Source organism: Variovorax sp. YR266 (assembly GCF_900107295.1).
GTDB lineage: Bacteria > Pseudomonadota > Gammaproteobacteria > Burkholderiales > Burkholderiaceae_C > Variovorax.
In genome coordinates this window covers 210,407-229,752 of the sequence record NZ_FNPM01000009.1, presented here as the reverse complement: position 1 = coordinate 229,752, position 19,346 = coordinate 210,407, and the positions used below count along the sequence as shown (strand labels likewise).

The window sequence follows — 19,346 nt, the reverse complement described above, 5'->3', positions numbered from 1 at the left end:
CAGAGAGACATGAGCAACAGCAACAGCAGCAACATCGACTTCAAGGGCCGCGTGGCCATCGTGACCGGCGCGGGCGGCGGCCTGGGCCGCCAGCATGCGCTGGCACTTGCGGCGCGCGGCGCCAAGGTGGTGGTCAACGACCTGGGCGGCGCGCGCGACGGCTCCGGCGGCTCGGTAAGCGCCGCGCAGGCGGTGGTCGACGAGATCAAGGCAGCCGGCGGCGAGGCCATTGCCAACGGCGCATCCGTCACCGACTTCGAGGCGGTGCAGGCCATGGTCAAGCAGGCAGTCGATGCCTGGGGCCGCGTCGACATCCTCGTCAACAACGCCGGCATCCTGCGCGACAAGAGCTTCGCCAAGATGGAACTGGCCGATTTCAAACTCGTGGTCGACGTGCACCTGATGGGCGCCGTGAACTGCACCAAGGCCGTCTGGGCGCTCATGAACGAGCAGAAGTACGGCCGCATCGTGATGACCACCTCGTCCACCGGCCTGTACGGCAACTTCGGCCAGAGCAACTACGGCGCAGCCAAGCTCGCGCTGGTGGGCCTCATGCAAACGCTGAGCATCGAAGGCGCGAAGAACGACATCCGCGTGAACTGCCTGGCGCCCACCGCCGCCACCCGCATGACGGAGGACCTGTTCCCCAAGGAAATGCTCGAAGCCTTCCGCCCCGAGGCCGTGGTGCCCGCGATGCTGGTGCTGGCCGCGCAGGACGCGCCCAACCGCACCATCCTCTGCGCCGGCGCAGGCACCTTCGAAGCCGCGCACATCACGCTGACGCAGGGCGCCTGGCTGGGCATTGCCGCCGACACACCCGAGCAACTGGCGGCGCGCCTGTCGGAAGTGACCGAGCGCGAAGGCGAGGCCGTGCCGCAAAGCGGCGCGGCGCAGGGCGCGAACGAAGTCGCCAAGGGCATGGCGAACGCGAAGAGGGGCTGACCGGCCCGCGTGTTCATGGCGCGCTTGACCTCGAGTGCACTCGAGCATTTCCAATGAATTCACCGGATGTCCGGTTCATTCATCGAAGACAAGGAAATGAAGCCATGAACACGATCGACAACAAGGCCCTGGTCCAGCGCATCCACGACGAGCTGGACAAGGGCAACGGCCAGGTCTTCGTCGACAGCCTTGCCGACGACGCCAGCTGGAAGCTCGAAGGCTCCACCGCGTGGTCGCGCACCTACCGGGGCAAGAAGGCGATTCGCGAAGAGCTGCTGAACCCGCTCTTCGCGCAGTTCGCGGGGCCTTACGTGAGCAAGACCGAGCGCATCATTGCCGAGGGCGACCGGGTGGTGGTGCTGTTCAGCGGCGACGTGCCCACCAAGGCCGGCAAGCGCTACAACAACCGCTACTGCTACGTCTACCGACTCGAAGGAGGCAAGGTGAAAGAGCTGACCGAGTACTTCGACACCGCACTGGTCCAGGAGGCGCTGCAGGCTCCTTCTGCCACGGTGGCCGCCCATGCCGGCTGACACGGGCACGCCTTTTCACATCGGCGAGCTGGCCACGCGCACCGGCCGCACGGTGCACGCCATCCGCTGGTATGAAACGCAGGGCCTCGTGCCCGGCGTGGCGCGCGACGAGGGCGGCCGGCGCCTGTACGTCGAGCTGCACGTCGGCTGGCTCGACCTGATGGAGCGCCTGCGCCGCACCGGCATGTCGATTGCCGAGATGCGCGAATACACCGCGCTGGCGGTGCAGGGCAAGGTCACGCTGCGCCAGCGGCGCGACATGCTCGCGGCCCACCGCGAGCGCGTGACCGAGACCATCGCCGAGTGGAAGCGGGCGCTGTCGCTGGTCGACCGCAAGATCGACTTCTACGACGAGTGGATGGCCAGCGGCCACCGCCCGCCGCTCGTTCCTGCCGAGACGCCCAGCCTGAAGCCGCCGAAACGCGGCAGGCGCAGCGCTGCTGCTGCTACTCCGCGATAAAGCTCGGGTCGGTGCGGATCGAGCCGCGGTCGCGGTGGTTGTGAAGGCGGCCCAGCGTGTTGTCCAGCAAACGCTTGAGCTTGTCGGCCGCGCCGCGGAAGGCCTCGTCGAGGCTGGCCGCGTGCTGTGTTACCGCCAGCGGCTGGTGGTGCGCCAGGCGCGCTTCCATCACGCAGCACTTGTCGCCGCCGCCGGTCTTGTCGTGGTTCTCGTCGCTCAGATGCACCTCGACGCGCGTCACGTCTTCGACGAAACGGCTCAGGTGCTGCTTGATCTCGGTGTCGGCCCAACGCTCCAGCGCGTCCTTGTTGGTGATGCCGTTGCTCGTGTTGACCTGAATCTGCATGCAATGTCCCTGCTGGATGGATGAACGAAAGCCCACTTTGCGCGCCGAAGCGCCGCGGTGCACGTAGGTCTGTTCCCTACCCATGTGCCGGGCAGGGTCCGCAATGCGGCGAGCCGGGTCAGCTCTGGATGTACGTGGTCAGCTGCTCGATGGTGGCCTCGTGGTCCGAGATGATGTCGTCCATCAGGTCTTGAATGGAGATCATGCCGACCACCTTGTCGCCGTCGACCACCGGCAGGTGGCGAAACTTGCGCTGGCTCATCAGCGTCATGCAGGCGCGCGTGCGGGTCTGCGGGGTGACGGTCATCACGTCGGGCGTCATGATCTCGCGGACCTTCACTTCCTTCGAGTTCTTGCCCTGCAGCGCAACCTTGCGGGTGTAGTCGCGTTCGGAGAGAAAGCCCACCAGCTTCTCGCCTTCCATCACCATCAGCGCGCCCACCTCGAAGCGGGCCAGGGTGGCCAGCGCGTCGAACACGCTAGTGTCGGGGGAGGTGCGCCATGCTGCGGAATCATGGCGCTTGAGCAGTTCGGAGACGGGTTTCATCGCGGGTAACTCCATCAAAGGGTTTTCGATTCGACCGACGCTCGGGCGCCGCACTCGGTCAAATCATAGGGGCGATAACTGCCCCCGCGATGCAAAACCCTCTAAGGGATTGCGCGTGTGTGCAAGGCACGCGCAATGCGAGAGAACTTAAGGTTGTTGCGCAGGCGCTGCCGCCAGCACGCGGCTCAGCGCCACAGGGTCGCCCACCACCGCCTTCACGAGGCCCTTCTCGTCGAACTGCACCTGGAACTCCGACCAGCTGTCGCGCCAGTAGCGCCACACGGGTGCATCGAGGCTCGGGTTCTCGCTGGCCACCGGGTAGGCGATGGCCATCAGCACCTGCTCGCGCGTCATGCCGGGCATCACCTTGCCGGCGAGGATGGCGTCGCGGACTGCGGGCGGGAAGGCCGCCATCTTCTGCTTCGGGTCTTCGGTCACCACGTAGCGCTGCGCGAACGCGGGCAGCGGGATGTTGCGGCTGTAGTCGTTCTTGATGCGCTGCGGCTTGCCGGCGAGGTCCAGGCTGAACCAGCGGAAGTCGTAGGCCGTGATGCGCGCCGGCGTGCCCACGGCGACGATGCGCGTGCCCTGCTCGTCGTAGTTGATGTCGCTGATCGAGTCGCCGTAGGTGCGCATGTTGCAGCACAGGAAGCCGCTGACCAGCGGGCCGGGCGGCGGGGAGGGCCGCTGGGCATGAACGACGGACACGGGCACGACGGTGGCTGCCAGCAGGGCGGCAGCGGCAAGGCGCTTGAGCATGGATTTCCCTCGGAGTTGTTGGTATTGCTGCGGGGGCAGCGCGCGGATTCTAGGGTCGAACAAGCCGAAGGCGAAGGCACAATGCCCGGTTGCAGCTATCGAAAGCGTAGCAACAAGCTCCCGTTCAGGTTCCCGGTTCACAATGCGCACCCGGCCCCCTCGGCGGCCCCCATTCCCAGACAGCCAGACAGCGCGAAAGAAAGAGCCCATCGATGGCGATCCAGTGGTTCCCCGGTCACATGTATTCGACCCAGAAGGCCATCACCGAACGGGTGAAGGACATCGACGTGGTCATCGAGCTGCTCGACGCGCGCCTGCCCGGCTCCAGCGCCAACCCGATGCTGGCCGAACTCACGGCCGGCCGGCCCACGCTCAAGGTGCTCAACAAGCAGGACCTGGCCGACCCCGCGCGCACCGTGCTCTGGCTGGCGCACTACAACGCGCTGCCCGCCACGCGCGCCATCGGCCTGGACGCGAGCCAGACCACGCCCGCGCAACAGCTCGTGAAGGCCTGCCACGAGCTGTCGCCCAACCGCGGCGGCATGGCCAAGCCGATGCGCGTGCTGATCTGCGGCATTCCCAACGTGGGCAAGTCCACCCTCATCAACACGCTCACCGGCGGGCGCAAGGCCAAGACCGGCGACGAGGCCGGCATCACCAAGCTCGAACAGCGCATCACGCTGGCCGACGACTTCTATCTTTGGGACACGCCCGGCATGCTGTGGCCGCGCATCATCGTGCCCAAGAGCGGCTACAACCTCGCGGCCAGCGGTGCGGTGGGGCGCAACGCCTTCGACGAGGAAGAGGTGGCGCTGGAACTGCTCAACTATCTCAAGATGCACTACGCCGCCGGCGTGGCCGCGCGCTTCAAGCTCGTGGAGCTCGACGCCGAGACCATGGCCAGCATGAAGGACGAGTCGCTGCTCGACACCATCGGCCGCAAGCGCGGCGCGCTGCTGGGCAAGGGCAAGGTCAACCTGCAGAAGGCGGCGGAGATCGTGATGCACGAGTTCCGCGCAGGCAACCTCGGGCGCGTCACGCTCGAAACGCCCGACGAGTTCGCGCTGTGGCTGGCCGATGGCCAGCGTGCCGACGCCGAGCGTGCTGCAAAGAAGGCGGCGCGCAAGCAAAAGGGCAAGCCGAAGCCCGAGACTGCGCCCGAACAGGACGCCTGAGGCTGCCGCGATGCCTGCCGTGTCCGATTGGCAGCAGGCGCTGGCGCGGCGCTTTCCCGAACTGGCGCCGGCATCGCTGGCAGCACTCGTCGCCCAGGCGCGCAGCGAGCCGCTGGACGCGCACCAGACCCTGCTGGCGGCCGGCAGCGCCTGGCAGCATGCATTCTGGGTCGAGCGCGGCCTGCTGCGGCTCTTCTACATCGACAGCGAGGGGCGCGAGTCGAACAAGAACTTCCACGCCGAGGACGCGTTCATCTGGCCCGTGACCGAGATGATGCGGCGCGAACCAGCAGCCTTCTTCATCGCGGCGCTGACGCCGGCCACGGTCTGGCGCCTTCCGTATGGCGCGCTGCAGGCTTCGGTGGGTGCGCTGCCTTCGTGGACCGCGCTGCAGTTGCACGCACTGGCCGGGCTGCTCGACGACAAGATGCGGCGCGAGCAGGTCTTCCTGCAGTGCACGGCGCGCCAGCGCTACGAGGCCCTGCTGCGCGAGCGCCCCGAATGGACCGGCCGCATTCCGCTGCGCCATCTGGCGTCGTACCTGGGCATGACCGACGTGTCGCTGTCGCGGCTGCGTGCCGAGATGGGGCTTATCGACGGTTAAGGCGCCGGGCCGCCAGCGGCCCGACAGTGAGGGCCTTGCTGTGCAGGAGGAGCCCCGCCATGTTCTTTCACCCGTCGACGATCCGGTTGTCGCTCGCGTGCCATGCGCTCGCCATCTTCTGGCTGGGCGTGATGGCCGGGTTCTTCTGGACCTACAGCGCTAACGTCAACTTCGCCACCCTGCAGATGGACGGCGCCACTTACGCGTTGGTGCAGTCGAGCCTGAACCGCAACGTGCGGCACGCGATGTTCTTCGGCTTCTTCTTCGGCCCGCCGCTGCTGTGCGCGCTGGCCGTGGGCACGGCATGGACCGCGCGCCGCGAGGGCTGGTGGTGGTGCCTGCTGCTGGCCGGTGTGCTCTACGGCCTGGGGATCGTGGTGTTCACGGCGCAGGTCAACCTGCCGCTCAATGCCTACACCGAGTCATGGAGCCCGCAAGCGCTGCCATCCGACTGGGCGCAGACGCGCCTGCGCTGGAACGCCGCGAATCTCTGGCGCACCGTGGCGGCCGCGCTGGCGTTCGGGCTGGCGCTCGCAGCCCTTTGCGCGCGTGCTGTGACAGCAGCTCAGTCCAGCGCAAACAGCGCTCTGGCGGCCTCGTCGAGCGCGGCGACGCGGTGCGAATCGGAGCGCGGGCCGGCGGCCGCCAGCGCGCGCTGATACATCGCAAGGCGCGTGGCCGACACCGGCCGGCACAGCGGCCGCCCCGCTGTTTGCGCCACGCCGCGCCCGGGCACCACGTAGCGACCGGGGTTGAGCCGCGCGAAGCGGATGTACGCCTGCAGCGTCGGGAGCATGTCGGCATGCAGCGCGTCCATCCGCTTTTCCGCCTCCTTGCCGATCTGCGCGTAGCCCTTTGCGTCCTTCGTCACCGGCAGGCCGAGGATGTCGGCCATGTCGATCTCGAAATGCGTGAAGTCGCCGTAGGGGCGCTTGCAGTCGATGAGGAAGCTGAGCCAGTTCGCGCGCCGCAGCAGGCGGATGTGCTCGTCCGTCACGTCGAAGGCCGTGCGCTGCGCGAAGGGCGGCTCGAATGTGTAGTGCCCGGCGACGAAGCTCGCATGCAGGAAGAAGGCGCTGGTCACGGTCACGAAGCGGTCGAAGGCCGGCGAGCTGCCGCCGTCGAGCAGGTCTTCGTACTGTTCGAGCGACATGTCGGGCGGCACCATGCCCGGCGCGCCCGATTCGCAGTCGATCCACTCGGCCCGGCTGCGGCGGAACCAGTCGATGTCCGCCTGCGTGATCTCGATGCTGCCGGGTGAAGGCTGGGTCGGTGCGGATGCGGCGGGCACGTTTTTCTGCTCGCAGCCCGTTGCGGCGAGCAGGGCGGACGCGGCGCAGGCGGCCGACAGGGCCAATGCATCCCGCCGATGGATCCATCTCACGTTGCTGTCTCCCGAAAAAAGCAATTCGACGCCCGAGGATGCCACGCCGGCCTGACACGGGCCTGAGGATGGCCCGGTGTAGGCTTGCCGGTCATCGACATCGCAAGGAGCGACATGACGCAAGCAGCGCAGGGCCAGGACGACAACGCTGGCGACGACGAAAACCTCTCGCCGGGCTGGGACGCCATCACCGCCGCACTGGAGCGCCTCTATCCGGGCCAGGAGCCGAAGCACTACGCCACCGTCCTCAAGTGGATGTTCGGCGGGCCCGATCCGCTCGACGGCGTGAGCGTGTGGAAGCGCATGGAGCCGGTGCCGCACTGGCACTACCTCAGCTATGGGCTCAGCGAGCTGTACGCCAAGGAATCGGGCGATGCCGACACCAGCGGCTACGGTTTCGAGCTGACTTTTCGCCTGGCCTGCGAGCCCGACGAGGCCGAACCGCCCGCGTGGGCCATCAACTTCCTGCAGAACCTCGCGCGCTACGTGTTCAAGAGCGGCAACGTATTCGACGACGGCCACTGGATGACCGCCAACGGCCCCATCGCGCTGGAGCGGGAGACGCTGATCTGCTCGATGGGCTTCGTGTTCGACCCTGAGCTGCCGGCCATCGATACGCCGAACGGGCGCATGCGCTTTCTCCAGATCGTCGGGCTGACGGAAGACGAGGAACGGGCATGCAAGCGCTGGGACACGCGCAAGCTGCTTGATGCGCTGCTGCTCGCGATGCCGCTGTGGGTGACCGACCTCGCGCGGCCTTCGCTGCTCGACGACCCCGATGTGCGCCGGCGCGTGGAGGATGGCTCGGCGCGCGACGGTTCGTCCAGCGGTTTTCTCTTCACCGACGTGCTCGGCTGGGAGACGAGCAAGCGGCTGCTGCGCGCGCCGGTCACCGAGATCACGGTTGGCGCACGCCAGGTCGACGAACTGGTCGCGCTGCTGCCGTTGCGGCTGCCCTTCGGCCGCGGGTTTCATTTTGCGAGCCGCGAGCGCGCGCTGGTCTTCGAGCACGGTGATGCCGACCGCGTGGCCGAAGAAGACGGCAAGCTGACATTGCACCTGAGCGACGCCACCGTGCGCGAACTGGCCCGCACGCTGAAGCCGGTCGCGGGCACGTACGAGGTGCCCGGTTTCGGCGCCGTGCGCTGGAAGGTCCAGAGGACGACGATCAGGGATCCGCAGGGAAATGTGGTGCGCACCGTCGGCTGATTGCCGGTCGGCGCGATGGCTCCGCTGTCGCCAATGCAACTGAGCACGACCCCTTTCGTCACGCGTGTGACGGCGTTTGCCATGAGCGGTTCGTAGAGTGGATCGAACCACTTCTCACCCACTCGCAAAGGACACGCCATGCTCGAGATCGTCAAGGCTACCAACGCGGCCGCTTCCTTCAATCGCTGGGCCGGCATCGAGGCCACCCAGGCCGGCAACGGCGAGGCTGAACTGCGCATGAACTGGCGCGCGGAAGACATGGGGCAGTTCGCCGGCTTCCTTCATGCGGGAATGATCTCCGCGTTGCTCGACACCGTGAGCGGCTACGCGGCCGGCACGCTGGCGGGCCGCGTGATGACTTCGCACTTCTCGGTCAACTTCATGTCGCCCGCGGTGGGCAGTGCCTTCGTGGCGCGCGGGCGCGTGGCGAAGGCCGGGCGTAAGCAGGTGTTTGTCGCGTCCGAGCTCTATGCGCAGCTCGAAGGCAAGAGCGACGATGCACTCAAGCTCGTGGCGACGGGGAACGCAATCCTCGTTCCCGTGGACGAGCTTCAGCTGAAGCCGCGCGCCTGAGCTTCAGCCCGAACAGCGGCCGCAGCACGTTGAAGCGGCGGATCAGCCCATCCGTCAGCGCCCAGCAGCCGAAAAGCGTCAACGCCACCAGCAGCGCGGGCTCGATCACCGGGCCGAGCGCGAGCGGAGCCAGCGCGGTCACGCCGACGATGATCAGCGTCTGGTGCAGCACGTACCACGGGTACACCGATTCGTTGGCCCAGCGCAGCCAGGGCCACGGGCGGTTCAGGTGGCGGTGGCCATGGCCGAGGATGGTGGCGACGGCCAGCCACAGGTAGAGCATGCGCAGGGTGTCCATCAGCGGGCCGGAGGCCGGGCCCTTCGCGCCTGTGCGCAGCGCGATGAAGATGGCGATCACCGCGACTGCCAGCGCGAGCGACACGCGGCGCAGCCGCTCCAGCTCTTTCCATACCCCGGTGTCCACGCCCATCCAGTAGCCGTAGAGAAACATCGTGAAGTAAAGGCTGTGCAGGTGGAAGTCGCGCACCAGGTTGTGCGTGGCCGGAAAGCGCGAGGCCAGCAGCATCGTGAAGACGAGCAGCGGCACCACCGGCAGCAACAGCAGCTTCCAGCCGCGCAGGCCGTTGAAGCCGCGGCGCAGCCACTGGCCGGCGGCGGAGTTCCACAGCGGCAGCGTCAGCGCGATCAGCGCGGTGTAGGTAAAGAGGTAGGGCAGGTACCAGAGATGGTTCCAGGTGATGCCGAACTCCGCGCCATCGAAGGCCCGCTTCGGCCACGGCTCGGCCATCGACAGGTAGCGCAGCAGAAAGGCGCCGAAGCCCGGCGCCACCAGGCCGTTGGCCACGCCCTGCGCATAGGCCTGGTAGGGCACGATCACCGCCATGCCGAAGGCCAGCGGCAGCATCAGCCGAAGGCCCCGGCTGCGCAACAGGCCCCAGGTGCCCTGGCCCCGGCTGAGGAAGCCGAGCGATACGCCGGAGATCAGGAAGACGAGATCCATGCGCCAGAGGTTCAGGATGCGCATCGGCCACTGCAGCCATTCGGCCGCATGCGGGCTCTTGAGGTGCCACGGCCAGTCGGCCACGTAGTACATGCCCACGTGATAGAGGATGACGAAGAGGAAGGCCAGCGCGCGCAGGGCGTCGATGTCGTGGCGGCGATGGTCGGGCGGGAGGTTTTGGGTGGTCATCGGGGGCTCCTTGAAGCTGGAGGCCGCGATGCTCGGCCCCGTGCTCCCCGCGTGGCACGCCCGGGGGACGGATCGCCCGCGCTTTGTGACGAGCGGTGGCCCTGAGGGACGAAACTGGACGAAATTCGCCGCCCCAAGGCCCGTTTTCGGGAGAATCCCGGCCATGGGAGACCCCCGCAAGAACCTGTACGAGCGCTACGAACCAGTCCGCCGCTACGTGGAGGTGGCGTTCTGGATCGTTCTGATGACGCTGCAGGCCGTGTTCAGCACGATGGTGGCGATCGTCGACGTGCGCACGCGCGCCGTGCCGCGGGCCAACTGGGAGGTCGCGACCTGGGAGGGTTCGAGCCACCTGGTGCTGTTGCTGCTGGTTCCGGCGCTGGTTGCCGTCGAGCGCCGGTTGTCGCCGCTGGTGCGCACCCACGTGCTGCGCTTCGTGGCCTGGCATGCGGTGGCGAGCGTGGTCTTCAGCGTGATCCACGTGGTGGGCATGTTCGGGCTGCGGGCGCTGGTCTATGCCATGGCCGGCGAGCGCTACGACTTCGGCGGCTGGGTCAGCCAGTGGGGCTACGAGTACCTGAAGGACGTGCGGGTGTACGCGAGCATCGTCTTCGGCATCTGGGCATACCGGCTGTTCATGTTGCGGCTGCAGGGCGAGGCGCGGGTGCTCGATGCGCCCGAAGCACCGGCGGAGCCGGAGCCCGTCGAACCCGAAACCCCGCAGCCTGCGCGCCCCGAGCGCTTTCTGGTGCGCAAGCTGCGTCGCGAATTCCTCATCGCGGCTACCGACATCGACTGGCTCCAGGCCGAGGGCAACTACGTCGGCCTGCACGTCAACGGCCACGACTACCTGCTGCGCGCCACGCTCACCGACTTCCTGACCCAGCTCGACCCCGCCCGCTTCGTGCGCGTGCACCGCAGCCACGCCGTGAACCTGGGGCGTATCAAGGAAATCGAGCCGCTGGACGGTGGCGACGCCCGGCTGCACATGCACGACGGCACCACCGTGCCCTGCAGCCGCCGCTACCGGGACGCGCTGCGCGCCGGGGCGGGCTGATCCGGTGCATCGCGGGCTAAGTAAAGCCCACTATTGGTTCGCAGCGCACCATAGAAGAGCTTTGGGCACCATTTTTGCTTCATTGGCCCGCCGCTTCGGGTTATTCGGGTGCGGCGCACCAATTCAAACCAAAAATCAGCAAGAAGCTCCAATGGACGCACTCAAACAGGGCGCAGACGCGCTGTTCATCCTTCTCGGCGCCATCATGGTCCTGGCCATGCACGCCGGTTTTGCTTTTCTCGAACTGGGGACAGTGCGCAAGAAGAACCAGGTCAATGCGCTGGTGAAGATCCTGGTCGACTTCTCGGTCTCGACCATCGTGTATTTCCTGGTGGGCTACGGCGTGGCCTACGGCACGCATTTCTTCGTGAGCGCCACCGAACTGTCGGCAAGAAGCGGCTACGAGCTGGTGAAATTCTTCTTTTTGCTCACTTTCGCGGCGGCCATCCCGGCCATCATTTCGGGCGGCATTGCCGAGCGCGCCAAGTTCTGGCCGCAGCTGATCGCCACGGCAGTGATCGTCGGCTTCGTCTACCCGCTGTACGAGGGCATCGCCTGGAACAAGCACTTCGGCATCCAGGGCTGGATTGCCTCGCTCACCGGCCATGAGTTCCATGACTTCGCGGGTTCGGTGGTGGTGCACGCGGTGGGCGGCTGGCTCGCGTTGCCGGCGGTGCTGCTGCTGGGCGCGCGGCGCAACCGCTACCGGGGCGACGGCTCGCTGAGCGCGCATCCGCCGTCGAACATTCCGTTCCTGGCGCTGGGCGCGTGGGTGCTGTGCGTAGGCTGGTTCGGCTTCAACGTGATGAGCGCGCAGAGCATCGACAAGATTTCGGGCCTGGTGGCCGTCAACTCGCTGATGGCAATGGTCGGCGGCACGCTGGTGGCGCTGGCAATGGGCAAGAACGACCCGGGCTTCGTCTACAACGGCCCGCTCGCGGGGCTCGTGGCCGTGTGCGCCGGCTCCGACCTGATGCACCCGCTGGGCGCGCTGGTGGTGGGCGGCGTGGCGGGCGCCATCTTCGTCAAGATGTTCACGCTCACGCAGAACAAATGGAAGATCGACGACGTGCTCGGCGTGTGGCCGCTGCACGGCCTGTGCGGCACCTGGGGCGGTATCGCAGCGGGCATCTTCGGCACGCAGGCGCTGGGCGGCATTGGCGGTGTGAACGTGTGGGCGCAGCTCATCGGCACCGTCATTGGCGTGGCATGGGCGGGGCTGGCGGGCGCGGCGGTGTACGGCGCGCTGAAGGCCTCGCTGGGGCTGCGGTTGTCGCAGGAGGAGGAATACGACGGCGCCGATCTGTCGATTCACCACATCTCGGCTACGCCGGAGCGTGAGGTCAACTGGTAGTCACCAGTGCGGCAGGGCGGGTCTGTGTTTGCTTCGCGCAGGGCCGCTCAGCACGAACGCGCGCCCTGTAGCAAACTTGCCGGACCGCTTCGTTCCATTTTCTGACGCCCATGACCCAATCTCCCCCCGCCCTCGAAGTCCTCCCCCGCGACCTCTCCGCCTACCGCAAGGGCAACACCGGCGTCGACTACGTGCACCGCTTCGAGTCCGGCAAGCCCGGCCCGCACGTGCTGATCAACGCGCTGACGCACGGCAACGAGATCTGCGGCATGACGGCGGCCACGCACCTGCTCGACAACGACGTGCGCCCGAAGGTCGGCACGCTCACCGTGAGCTTTGCCAACGTGGCAGCGTACGAGTCCTTCAACGAAGCTCTGCCCTTCGACAGCCGCCAGCTCGTGCACAACCTCAACCGCATCTGGTCGCCCGAGTGGCTCGATGGCACCGAAGACAGCCCCGAACTGAGCCGTGCGCGCATCCTGCGCCCGGTGGTGGACGCGGCCGACCACATCCTCGACATCCATTCGACCAGCCAGCCCGTCGTGCCGTTCTGGGTGTACCCGGCGTTCGAGCGCAATGCCAGGGTCGCACTGGCCATCGGCCGCCCGTCGGTGCACCTCGTGATGCCCGACGGCCTGGGCTCGGGCACGCCGCTGATCCAGTACGGCAGCCACGGCGGCCCGGACGGCAAGGGCGTGGCGATGGTGGTCGAGTGCGGCCAGCACTTCTTGCGCTCCGCGTCGGAACTGGCCACAGCCGTCACCTACGACTTCCTTGCGTACTTCGGCCTTGTCGACAAGGACCCGGCCACGCCGCCGCCCGAACCGCAGCGGCGCTTTCAGCTGCTGCAGACGTATGTCATCAAGTCGGCGGACTTTGCGTTCGTGCGGCCGCTGATCGGCTTCGAGACCTTTGCGAAGGGCGAGTTGATCGCGACAAACGGCGACGAGGAAATCCGCGCGCTGTGCGACGACTGCACGATCTTCATGCCGGCGCAGCGCGCGATCGTGGGGCGCGAGGCGGTGTATCTGACCAAGCCGATTTGAGGCTGAGCCGGTCTCCTGTCTGCCTCAGGCCGAGATGAACAACGCCGGGTCCACCATCGCCCGGTTCAGCATCACGGACCAATGCAGGTGCGGCCCAGTCACCCGGCCGGTCGCACCCACGGCAGCCAGCGGCTCGCCTGTCTTCAGCATGTCGCCGACTTTCACATCGACCCGGCTCAGATGGCAGTACATCGTGAGCAAGCCGCCACCGTGGTCGAGCCACACGGTGCCGCCGTTGAAGAAATAGTCCCCTGTGTCGATCACCTTGCCGGGTAGCGGCGCCAGCACCGGCGTGCCTGTGCCCGCCGCGATGTCCATCCCGCTGTGCGGATTGCGCGACTGGCCGTTGAACACCCGGCGCAGGCCGAACGAACTTGAGCGGCGGCCCGGCACGGGCACGCGCATCTGCAGTGACGCATCCGCCCGCATGTCCGTGAGCGTGGCCATCACGGTGGCCTGGTGGTCGCGTTCGCGCTCGTAGCGGGCCTGGTCCTCGGGCGACAGGTCGACCGTGCGGGGCGCCACCGTCAGGCGTTGTTCGCGGTACTGCTTCGGGGCCACCGTGTAGGCGATCTGGCGCTCGGGCTTGCCTTCGGCGCGCATCGCGATGCTGGCCTCGCCGGGTTCGGCTGCGAGCGGGATGCCGACCAGTGCGGTCCATTCGATGGCGTCGCCCAGCACGAGCAGGGGCACGTCGCCCGCGAAGGCCTGAGGCCGCTTCGCCGATGGGCCGAGCGACAAGCGGGCCACGCCGCCCGGAACCTGGGACGCGTGTGGCCACACGCCGGGCTGCGCCGGTTGTTTCTTCGTCTTGGCCGGTGTCGCGGCGTTGGCGTGCGTTGCGGGCAATGCAAGCAAGCCGATGACGCCGAGCAGGGTGCTGCGGCGATTCAGGACGACGGGAGCGAGATCGGGGATGTGCATGGAAGAGGCTTGAAGAATGAATGAAGGTTGTACGGCTGTTCGTGCGTCGCCGCGCCGGTTGTCTATTCGCGCCAGGTGCCGGGCGCCAGTCCGTCGAGCGTATGAGGCCCGATGGCGGCGCGGATCAGGCGCAGTGTCGGCAGCCCCACGGCCGCCGTCATGCGCCGCACCTGGCGGTTGCGGCCTTCGCTGATCGCCAGCTCCAGCCATGCGGTGGGAATGCTCTTGCGCTCGCGGATGGGCGGCTGTCGCTCCCACACTTCGGGCGGTGGGTCGAGCAGGCGTGCCCTCGCGGGGCGTGTGAGGCCGTCGTTGAGCTGCACGCCGCTGCGCAAGGAGGTGAGTGCCGCCTCGGTCGGCACGCCCTCCACCTGCACCCAGTAGGTCTTCTCCATCTTGAAGCGCGGATCGGCAATGCGTGCCTGGAGCTTGCCGTCGTCGGTGAGCAGCAGCAGGCCCTCGCTGTCGGCATCGAGCCGGCCGGCGACGTAGACATCGGGAATGTCGATGAAGTCTTTCAGGCCACGCCAGCGGCCCTCGGGCGTGAACTGGCTGAGTACGCCGTAAGGCTTGTTGAAGCGGATCAGGCGGGAAGAAGGGCTCGGAAAATTCATTGGCCGACAGGATAGCCCGGGTCTGTCCTGCAACATTCGATGGCCCTGGTGGCTCCAATCGGTTCATCACACAGGAGAACCTGGAATGACGATGCGAAGCTCCATCCATCTTGCCTGCGCCGCGATTGCAGGCCTTCTGCTGGCGGCGTGCAACAGCCCAGGCATCCGCGTGGGCGGCGCGCCCGAGGCGAGCGTCAAGAACTGTGTGGCTGCGGCTGCGCGCGAACTCAGGGTGCCGCCGGGCAGCATCGTCGCGGACAAGGGGACGACGCCGCGCGACGGCGTCTACACGATCAACCTGAAGGTCGGGCCGCAGGGCCGCTCCGCCGTGTGCACCACCGATGAGAACAGCGCGGTGATCGGCGTGATCTACAAGCGGCCCGAATAAATAGCCAGGAACGACCGGGTTACTTGCCCCAGCTGTCCCGCATGCCGGCGGCGCGGTTGAACACCAGCTTGCCGTCCGCGCCGCCCTTCGAATCGCGCACGAAGTACCCGTGCCGCTCGAACTGGATCCCGACGCCCGGCTCGGCCTTGGCCAGCGAAGGTTCGACGAACGCCGAGCAGACTTCAAGGCTCTGCTTGTTCAGCTCGTCCAGCAACTCGCCGCTGCCCGGGTTCGCTGCCGCGAACAGCCGCTCGTACAGCCGCACTTCTGCCTGCACTGCATCCGCAGCCGCCACCCAGGTGATGTTGCCCTTCACCTTGATCGCGTCCGCGCCCGGCGTGCCGCTCTTGGTGTCGGGCACCAGCGTGGCCTGCACTTCGACGAGCTTGCCGCTCGCATCCTTGGTGCCGCCGGTGCATTCGATGACGTGGCCGTACTTCAGCCGCACCTTGTTGCCGGGGAACAGTCGGAAGAAGCCCTTGGGCTGCACTTCTTCGTAGTCGGTGCGTTCGATCCACACCTCGCGGCCGAGCTTGAAGTCGCGCTTGCCCATTTCGGGGTGGTGCGGGTGCACGGGCGCCGAGCAGTCGTCGAGCACGTCGTCGCCGCCCATCAGCTCGCCCCAGTTGGTGATGACGAGCTTCACCGGGTCGAGCACGGCCATGGCGCGCGGGGCGACGGGGTCGAGGGTGTCGCGCAGCGCGGCTTCGAGGCTGGCGTAGTCGATCCAGCCGCCCGACTTGGTGGTGCCGCTGCGCTCGCAGAACAGGCGCAGCGCCTCGGGCGTGTAGCCGCGGCGACGCAGGCCTGCAATGGTGGGCATGCGGGGATCGTCCCAGCCGTCGACGTATTTTTCTTCGACCAGCTGGCGCAGCTTGCGCTTGCTGGTGAGCACGTGGGTCACGTTAAGGCGCGCGAATTCGTACTGGCGCGGATGCGGGCTGGCGACGAGGCCGCCTTCGGCGAGGCGGTCGAGCAGCCAGTCGTAGAAGGGGCGCTGGTCTTCGAATTCCAGGGTGCAGATGGAGTGGGTGATCTGCTCCAGCGCATCTTCGATGGGGTGCGCGTAGGTGTACATCGGGTAGATGCACCACTTGTCGCCGGTGTTGTGGTGGGTGGCCCGGCGCACGCGGTACAGCGCGGGGTCGCGCATGTTGATGTTGGTGCTGGCCATGTCGATCCTGGCGCGCAGGATGGCGGCGCCGTCGACCACCTGGCCGTCGCGCATGGCGCGGAAGCGCGCCAGGTTTTCTTCGGGCGTGCGGGTGCGGAAGGGGCTGTCGGTGCCGGGCGTGTTGAAGTCGCCGCGGTTCGCGCGCACTTCGTCGGCGGTTTGCTCGTCGACGTAGGCGAGGCCGGCGCCGATGAGGTATTCGGCGGCCTCGTACATGAAGTCGAAGTAGTCGCTCGCGAAGTATTCGTGCGGCTGCAGCGTGCCGGGGGCGCTGGGGCGGTCGGCCAAGTAGGTTTCGTAGCCGAGCCACTTCACCGCGTCGCGGATGGAGTCGACGTATTCCTGGTCTTCCTTCTCGGGGTTGGTGTCGTCGAAGCGCAGGTGGCTCACGCCGCCGTATTCCTTGGCCAGCTCGAAATTGAGCCAGATGCTCTTGGCGTGGCCGATGTGCAGGTAGCCGTTGGGCTCGGGCGGAAAGCGCATGCGCACCTTGGCCGGATCGACCATGCCCTGGGCATGATGGGCGGCGTTGCCGGGCGAACCGCCCCATTTGCGGCCAGAATAGGCACCCTGTGCGAGGTCGTTCTCGATCACGTGGCGCAGGAAATTGCTCGGAGCAGCGGTCGTTTTGGCGCCGTTTTTGTCGGTCGGGGAGGTCATCGTTGCATTTTAGGGGTCACCCCCTATGAGTTACCTTTGGCAACGTTCTTCACATTGCCCGGTGCACCCCCTTTGCAATTGCCGCGTTCAATACACACATGGGCGGTTCACACCCGAACGCAGCCCACCGTAACAAGGAGTCCGAATCATGAGCCTCACACGTTCAACCTTCTTCAAATGGGCCGCCGCAGGCGTCGTGGCAGCCGGTGCATTGTTTGCCGCCACTTCGGCCAGTGCCCGCAGCGACGTCAGTTGGTCCATCGGTGTCGGCGTTCCCGGCGTGGCTGTGGGCGTGGGCGGTCCGGCCTACTACCCGGCCCCGGTCTACGCGCCGCCGGCCCCTGTCTATTACGCCCCGCCAGCGCCCGCCTACTACGCGCCGCCGCCGGTGTACTACCGTCCGGCCCCGGTCTACTACGCTCCGCCGGCGTATTACGGCCCGCGCTACTACGGTCGTGGCTACTACCGCGGCCATGGCCACTGGCGCTAAAACGCCACGGCATTCGTGACTGAATGAAAAAAGCCGGCCCCGAAAGGGCCGGCTTTTTCTTTGGGTGCGCCTTGGCCGATTTCACATGGCGCGAAAGAGATGGGCGTACAGGCGGCTGACCGGAATCTTCTCCGCCCGCCCGCGCAGCATCAGATGAAGCTTGCCGGCCTCGTCGCGATGCACCGATTCGATGGCTGCGCTGCGCACCACCACCGCCCGGTGCACCTGCCAGAAGGTGTCGGCATCGAGCTGGGGCAGCAACTGCTTGAGCGGCGTGCGGATCAGGTATTCGTGCGTGGCGGTCAGCACGCGCAGGTATTTGTCAGCGGCCTCGAAGTACAGCACCTCGTCGATGGGCACCATGCGCACTGTGCTGCCGCCGGCGTCGCTGGCGGCGATCATGCGCAGCGGGGCGGGGGCGGCCGCAGTTCCGGCACCGGCGGCCGTCAGCACCTGGCGCCATTGGGCGAGCGTCTGTTCGAGCGCCGCGTCGGCCAGGGCGGGCGTGGGCTCCGGTTGTCGCGCGGACAGCGCCTGCTGCAGCCGGCTCACGGTCTTGCGCAGGCGCTCGGGCTGCAGGGGCTTGAGCACGTAGTCGATGGCCTGCGCATCGAAGGCGCGGGTGGCGTATTCGTCATAAGCCGTCACGAACACCAACTGCGGCATGGGCGCCTCGTCGGTGGGCCAGCAATCGGCCAGTTCGGCGGCGGCGCCGAGGCCGTCGAGACCGGGCATGCGGATGTCGAAGAACAGCACCTGCGGCAGCAGGCGCAGCGCCTCGCGCACGGCGCTGCGGCCGTCGCCGGCGGTGGCGACGATCTGCAGTTCGGGCCAGGCGACTGCAAGTTCGGCCTTGAGGGCCTGCGCGAGCAGGGGCTCGTCTTCGGCGATGAGGGCGGTGGGATTCATCTTGTCGCTGTTGTTGTGTCGTGTTCAGGCAGGCGTAGGGAAGCTCAGCGTGGCGCTGGTGCCGCCGGTGGGCGAGGGCGCTAGCTTCATGTGCCCCCGGTCGCCGTACATGGTGGCCAGCCGGTCGCGCACCTGCTCCAGCCCGAAACTGCTGCCTTCCGAAGGCGGCGCAGCATCAAGGCCCACGCCGGTGTCGCTCACCTCGATCACCAGCTGGCCCGCTTCCCTGCGGGCGCGTACGACGATCTCGCCGCCTTCCACCTTCGGCTCCAGCCCGTGGCGGATGCTGTTTTCCACCAGCGGCTGCAACAGCAGCGGCGGTACGGGCGCATCGCGCAGGTCTTCCGGCAGGTCGAGCGTGTAGTGCAGGCGTTCGCCCATGCGCACCGACATCAGTTCCAGGTAGTCGCCCAGCCGCTCGAACTCGGCCGACAGCGGATGCGACAGCGCGCGCGAGCCGCTGAGCGTCATGCGCAGGTAGCTGTTGAGCCGGTCGAGCATGGCCACGGCGCGCGGCGGGTCGACAGTGATCAGCACGCGCAGGTTGGCCAGCGTGTTGAAGAGCATGTGCGGCTCCAGCTGCGTTTCGAGCAGCTTGAGCCGCGCCTCGGTGGCGTTGCGCTGCGCCAGCTCGATCTGGCCCTGCATGTGCTTGCTCTTGCCGAGGCTGTAGAAGAAGAAGCACATGCCGACCGTCGCGATGATGGTGATCGTGACGCCGGTGGCCAGCTTGTGGCCCTTGAATTCGAGAAAGTCGAATGCGGGTGCGCCGAACAAGGCGTCGCCGATGAGGTTGCCGACAAAGAAGCCGACGGCCGCGCCCGCCGCGATCAGGAGAAAGCCCCCCGGCCATCCGGGCCAGAGGTTTTCACGGTGCCCGCTGATCAGGAGCCGGCCGCCGTCGATGAACAGCCAGCTCACGGTGCCGATCGACAGCGAATAGACCAGGTGGCCGGCCCAGTTGCCGCCGCCGGTGATGGTCATCACGGTGGCAATGAGGCAGCAGAAGACAGCGGTGATCAGGCCATGCCGCAGCATGGACTTCAGG

23 protein-coding genes are annotated in these 19,346 nt (G+C 67.1%); 13 read left to right on the top strand and 10 right to left on the bottom strand.

Annotated elements, in window-relative coordinates:
- Positions 1-9: 9 nt before the first annotated feature.
- From BLW48_RS23645 to BLW48_RS23635, 3 genes are all read left to right on the top strand, one after another.
- Positions 10-942 (top strand): SDR family NAD(P)-dependent oxidoreductase, encoded by a 933-nt coding sequence (locus BLW48_RS23645; protein WP_093059151.1) that lies wholly within the window; start codon positions 10-12, stop codon positions 940-942.
- A gap of 104 nt (positions 943-1,046) precedes the next feature.
- Entirely contained in the window at positions 1,047-1,475 is a 429-nt protein-coding gene (locus BLW48_RS23640) for a nuclear transport factor 2 family protein (RefSeq protein WP_093177797.1), read from the top strand.
- Entirely contained in the window at positions 1,465-1,935 is a 471-nt protein-coding gene (locus BLW48_RS23635) for a MerR family transcriptional regulator (protein WP_093177795.1), read from the top strand. The genes BLW48_RS23640 and BLW48_RS23635 overlap by 11 nt, the downstream gene beginning before the upstream one ends.
- On the opposite strand, the gene BLW48_RS23630 is transcribed toward BLW48_RS23635, so the two are convergent.
- The 3 genes from BLW48_RS23630 to BLW48_RS23620 all read right to left on the bottom strand — a co-directional run bounded on the left by BLW48_RS23630 (position 1,922) and on the right by BLW48_RS23620 (position 3,587).
- Entirely contained in the window at positions 1,922-2,281 is a 360-nt protein-coding gene (locus BLW48_RS23630; RefSeq protein ID WP_093059157.1) for an HPF/RaiA family ribosome-associated protein, read from the bottom strand. The two genes, BLW48_RS23635 and BLW48_RS23630, sit on opposite strands and share 14 nt — an antisense overlap.
- 118 nt (positions 2,282-2,399) lie before the next feature.
- The gene (locus BLW48_RS23625) at positions 2,400-2,828 is read right to left on the bottom strand and encodes a CBS domain-containing protein (protein WP_093059159.1); all 429 of its coding nucleotides are present in this window, start codon (positions 2,826-2,828) and stop codon (positions 2,400-2,402) included.
- Between the two features lie 147 nt (positions 2,829-2,975).
- Positions 2,976-3,587, bottom strand: coding sequence for a cell envelope protein SmpA (locus tag BLW48_RS23620; protein ID WP_093177794.1), 612 nt, complete (start codon positions 3,585-3,587; stop codon positions 2,976-2,978).
- A gap of 212 nt (positions 3,588-3,799) precedes the next feature.
- Between BLW48_RS23620 and ylqF the strand changes: the two genes are divergently transcribed.
- The 3 genes from ylqF to BLW48_RS23605 are packed head-to-tail and all read left to right on the top strand — an operon-like array spanning position 3,800 to position 6,025.
- Complete coding sequence (ylqF, locus tag BLW48_RS23615) at positions 3,800-4,762, top strand: ribosome biogenesis GTPase YlqF (RefSeq protein ID WP_093059163.1); 963 nt, start codon at positions 3,800-3,802, stop codon at positions 4,760-4,762.
- A gap of 10 nt (positions 4,763-4,772) precedes the next feature.
- Positions 4,773-5,366 carry a Crp/Fnr family transcriptional regulator gene (locus BLW48_RS23610; protein WP_093177792.1) on the top strand — a complete coding sequence of 198 codons (594 nt, stop codon included), beginning with the start codon at positions 4,773-4,775 and terminating at the stop codon, positions 5,364-5,366.
- A 59-nt stretch (positions 5,367-5,425) separates the two neighbouring features.
- Entirely contained in the window at positions 5,426-6,025 is a 600-nt protein-coding gene (locus BLW48_RS23605) for an anthrone oxygenase family protein (RefSeq protein ID WP_093177791.1), read from the top strand.
- On the opposite strand, the gene BLW48_RS23600 is transcribed toward BLW48_RS23605, so the two are convergent.
- On the bottom strand, positions 5,932-6,750 hold the full coding sequence (locus BLW48_RS23600; RefSeq protein WP_143047774.1) for a hypothetical protein: 819 nt from the start codon (positions 6,748-6,750) through the stop codon (positions 5,932-5,934). The two genes, BLW48_RS23605 and BLW48_RS23600, sit on opposite strands and share 94 nt — an antisense overlap.
- Before the next feature lie 114 nt (positions 6,751-6,864).
- On the opposite strand from BLW48_RS23600, the gene BLW48_RS23595 reads away from it, so the two are divergent.
- Together BLW48_RS23595 and BLW48_RS23590 are read left to right on the top strand one after the other, a co-directional pair.
- Complete coding sequence (locus BLW48_RS23595) at positions 6,865-7,959, top strand: suppressor of fused domain protein (RefSeq protein ID WP_093177788.1); 1,095 nt, start codon at positions 6,865-6,867, stop codon at positions 7,957-7,959.
- Between the two features lie 138 nt (positions 7,960-8,097).
- Positions 8,098-8,532, top strand: coding sequence for a PaaI family thioesterase (locus BLW48_RS23590; RefSeq protein WP_093177787.1), 435 nt, complete (start codon positions 8,098-8,100; stop codon positions 8,530-8,532).
- Here BLW48_RS23590 and BLW48_RS23585 read toward each other — a convergent pair.
- Positions 8,462-9,682, bottom strand: a complete 1,221-nt coding sequence (locus BLW48_RS23585; RefSeq protein ID WP_093177786.1) for an acyltransferase family protein — start codon at positions 9,680-9,682, stop codon at positions 8,462-8,464. The two genes, BLW48_RS23590 and BLW48_RS23585, sit on opposite strands and share 71 nt — an antisense overlap.
- Before the next feature lie 163 nt (positions 9,683-9,845).
- Here BLW48_RS23585 and BLW48_RS23580 point away from each other — a divergent pair, with 163 nt between their 5' ends.
- The 3 genes from BLW48_RS23580 to BLW48_RS23570 all read left to right on the top strand — a co-directional run bounded on the left by BLW48_RS23580 (position 9,846) and on the right by BLW48_RS23570 (position 13,139).
- Positions 9,846-10,739, top strand: coding sequence for a LytTR family DNA-binding domain-containing protein (locus BLW48_RS23580; RefSeq protein WP_093177785.1), 894 nt, complete (start codon positions 9,846-9,848; stop codon positions 10,737-10,739).
- A 151-nt stretch (positions 10,740-10,890) separates the two neighbouring features.
- Positions 10,891-12,093, top strand: coding sequence for an ammonium transporter (locus BLW48_RS23575; protein WP_093059179.1), 1,203 nt, complete (start codon positions 10,891-10,893; stop codon positions 12,091-12,093).
- Between the two features lie 110 nt (positions 12,094-12,203).
- A complete protein-coding gene (locus BLW48_RS23570) occupies positions 12,204-13,139 on the top strand; it encodes a M14 family metallopeptidase (RefSeq protein ID WP_093177783.1) in 936 nt (311 codons plus the stop codon).
- A gap of 24 nt (positions 13,140-13,163) precedes the next feature.
- Here BLW48_RS23570 and BLW48_RS23565 read toward each other — a convergent pair whose 3' ends face one another.
- Both BLW48_RS23565 and BLW48_RS23560 read right to left on the bottom strand, forming a co-directional pair.
- On the bottom strand, positions 13,164-14,063 hold the full coding sequence (locus tag BLW48_RS23565) for a M23 family metallopeptidase (protein ID WP_093177782.1): 900 nt from the start codon (positions 14,061-14,063) through the stop codon (positions 13,164-13,166).
- Positions 14,064-14,125: 62 nt separating this feature from the next.
- Entirely contained in the window at positions 14,126-14,677 is a 552-nt protein-coding gene (locus BLW48_RS23560) for an rRNA large subunit pseudouridine synthase E (RefSeq protein ID WP_093177780.1), read from the bottom strand.
- An 85-nt stretch (positions 14,678-14,762) separates the two neighbouring features.
- Between BLW48_RS23560 and BLW48_RS23555 the strand changes: the two genes are divergently transcribed.
- The gene (locus BLW48_RS23555) at positions 14,763-15,065 is read left to right on the top strand and encodes a hypothetical protein (protein WP_177142390.1); all 303 of its coding nucleotides are present in this window, start codon (positions 14,763-14,765) and stop codon (positions 15,063-15,065) included.
- A gap of 19 nt (positions 15,066-15,084) precedes the next feature.
- On the opposite strand, the gene BLW48_RS23550 is transcribed toward BLW48_RS23555, so the two are convergent.
- Positions 15,085-16,899, bottom strand: coding sequence for a glutamine--tRNA ligase/YqeY domain fusion protein (locus BLW48_RS23550; RefSeq protein WP_093177779.1), 1,815 nt, complete (start codon positions 16,897-16,899; stop codon positions 15,085-15,087).
- 148 nt (positions 16,900-17,047) lie between these two features.
- Here BLW48_RS23550 and BLW48_RS23545 point away from each other — a divergent pair, with 148 nt between their 5' ends.
- The gene (locus BLW48_RS23545; protein WP_093059189.1) at positions 17,048-17,389 is read left to right on the top strand and encodes a hypothetical protein; all 342 of its coding nucleotides are present in this window, start codon (positions 17,048-17,050) and stop codon (positions 17,387-17,389) included.
- Between the two features lie 81 nt (positions 17,390-17,470).
- On the opposite strand, the gene BLW48_RS23540 is transcribed toward BLW48_RS23545, so the two are convergent.
- Positions 17,471-18,298 carry a LytR/AlgR family response regulator transcription factor gene (locus BLW48_RS23540; protein WP_093177777.1) on the bottom strand — a complete coding sequence of 276 codons (828 nt, stop codon included), beginning with the start codon at positions 18,296-18,298 and terminating at the stop codon, positions 17,471-17,473.
- A 24-nt stretch (positions 18,299-18,322) separates the two neighbouring features.
- Positions 18,323-19,336 carry a sensor histidine kinase gene (locus BLW48_RS23535; protein ID WP_093177775.1) on the bottom strand — a complete coding sequence of 338 codons (1,014 nt, stop codon included), beginning with the start codon at positions 19,334-19,336 and terminating at the stop codon, positions 18,323-18,325.
- Between the last annotated feature and the right edge of the window lie 10 nt (positions 19,337-19,346).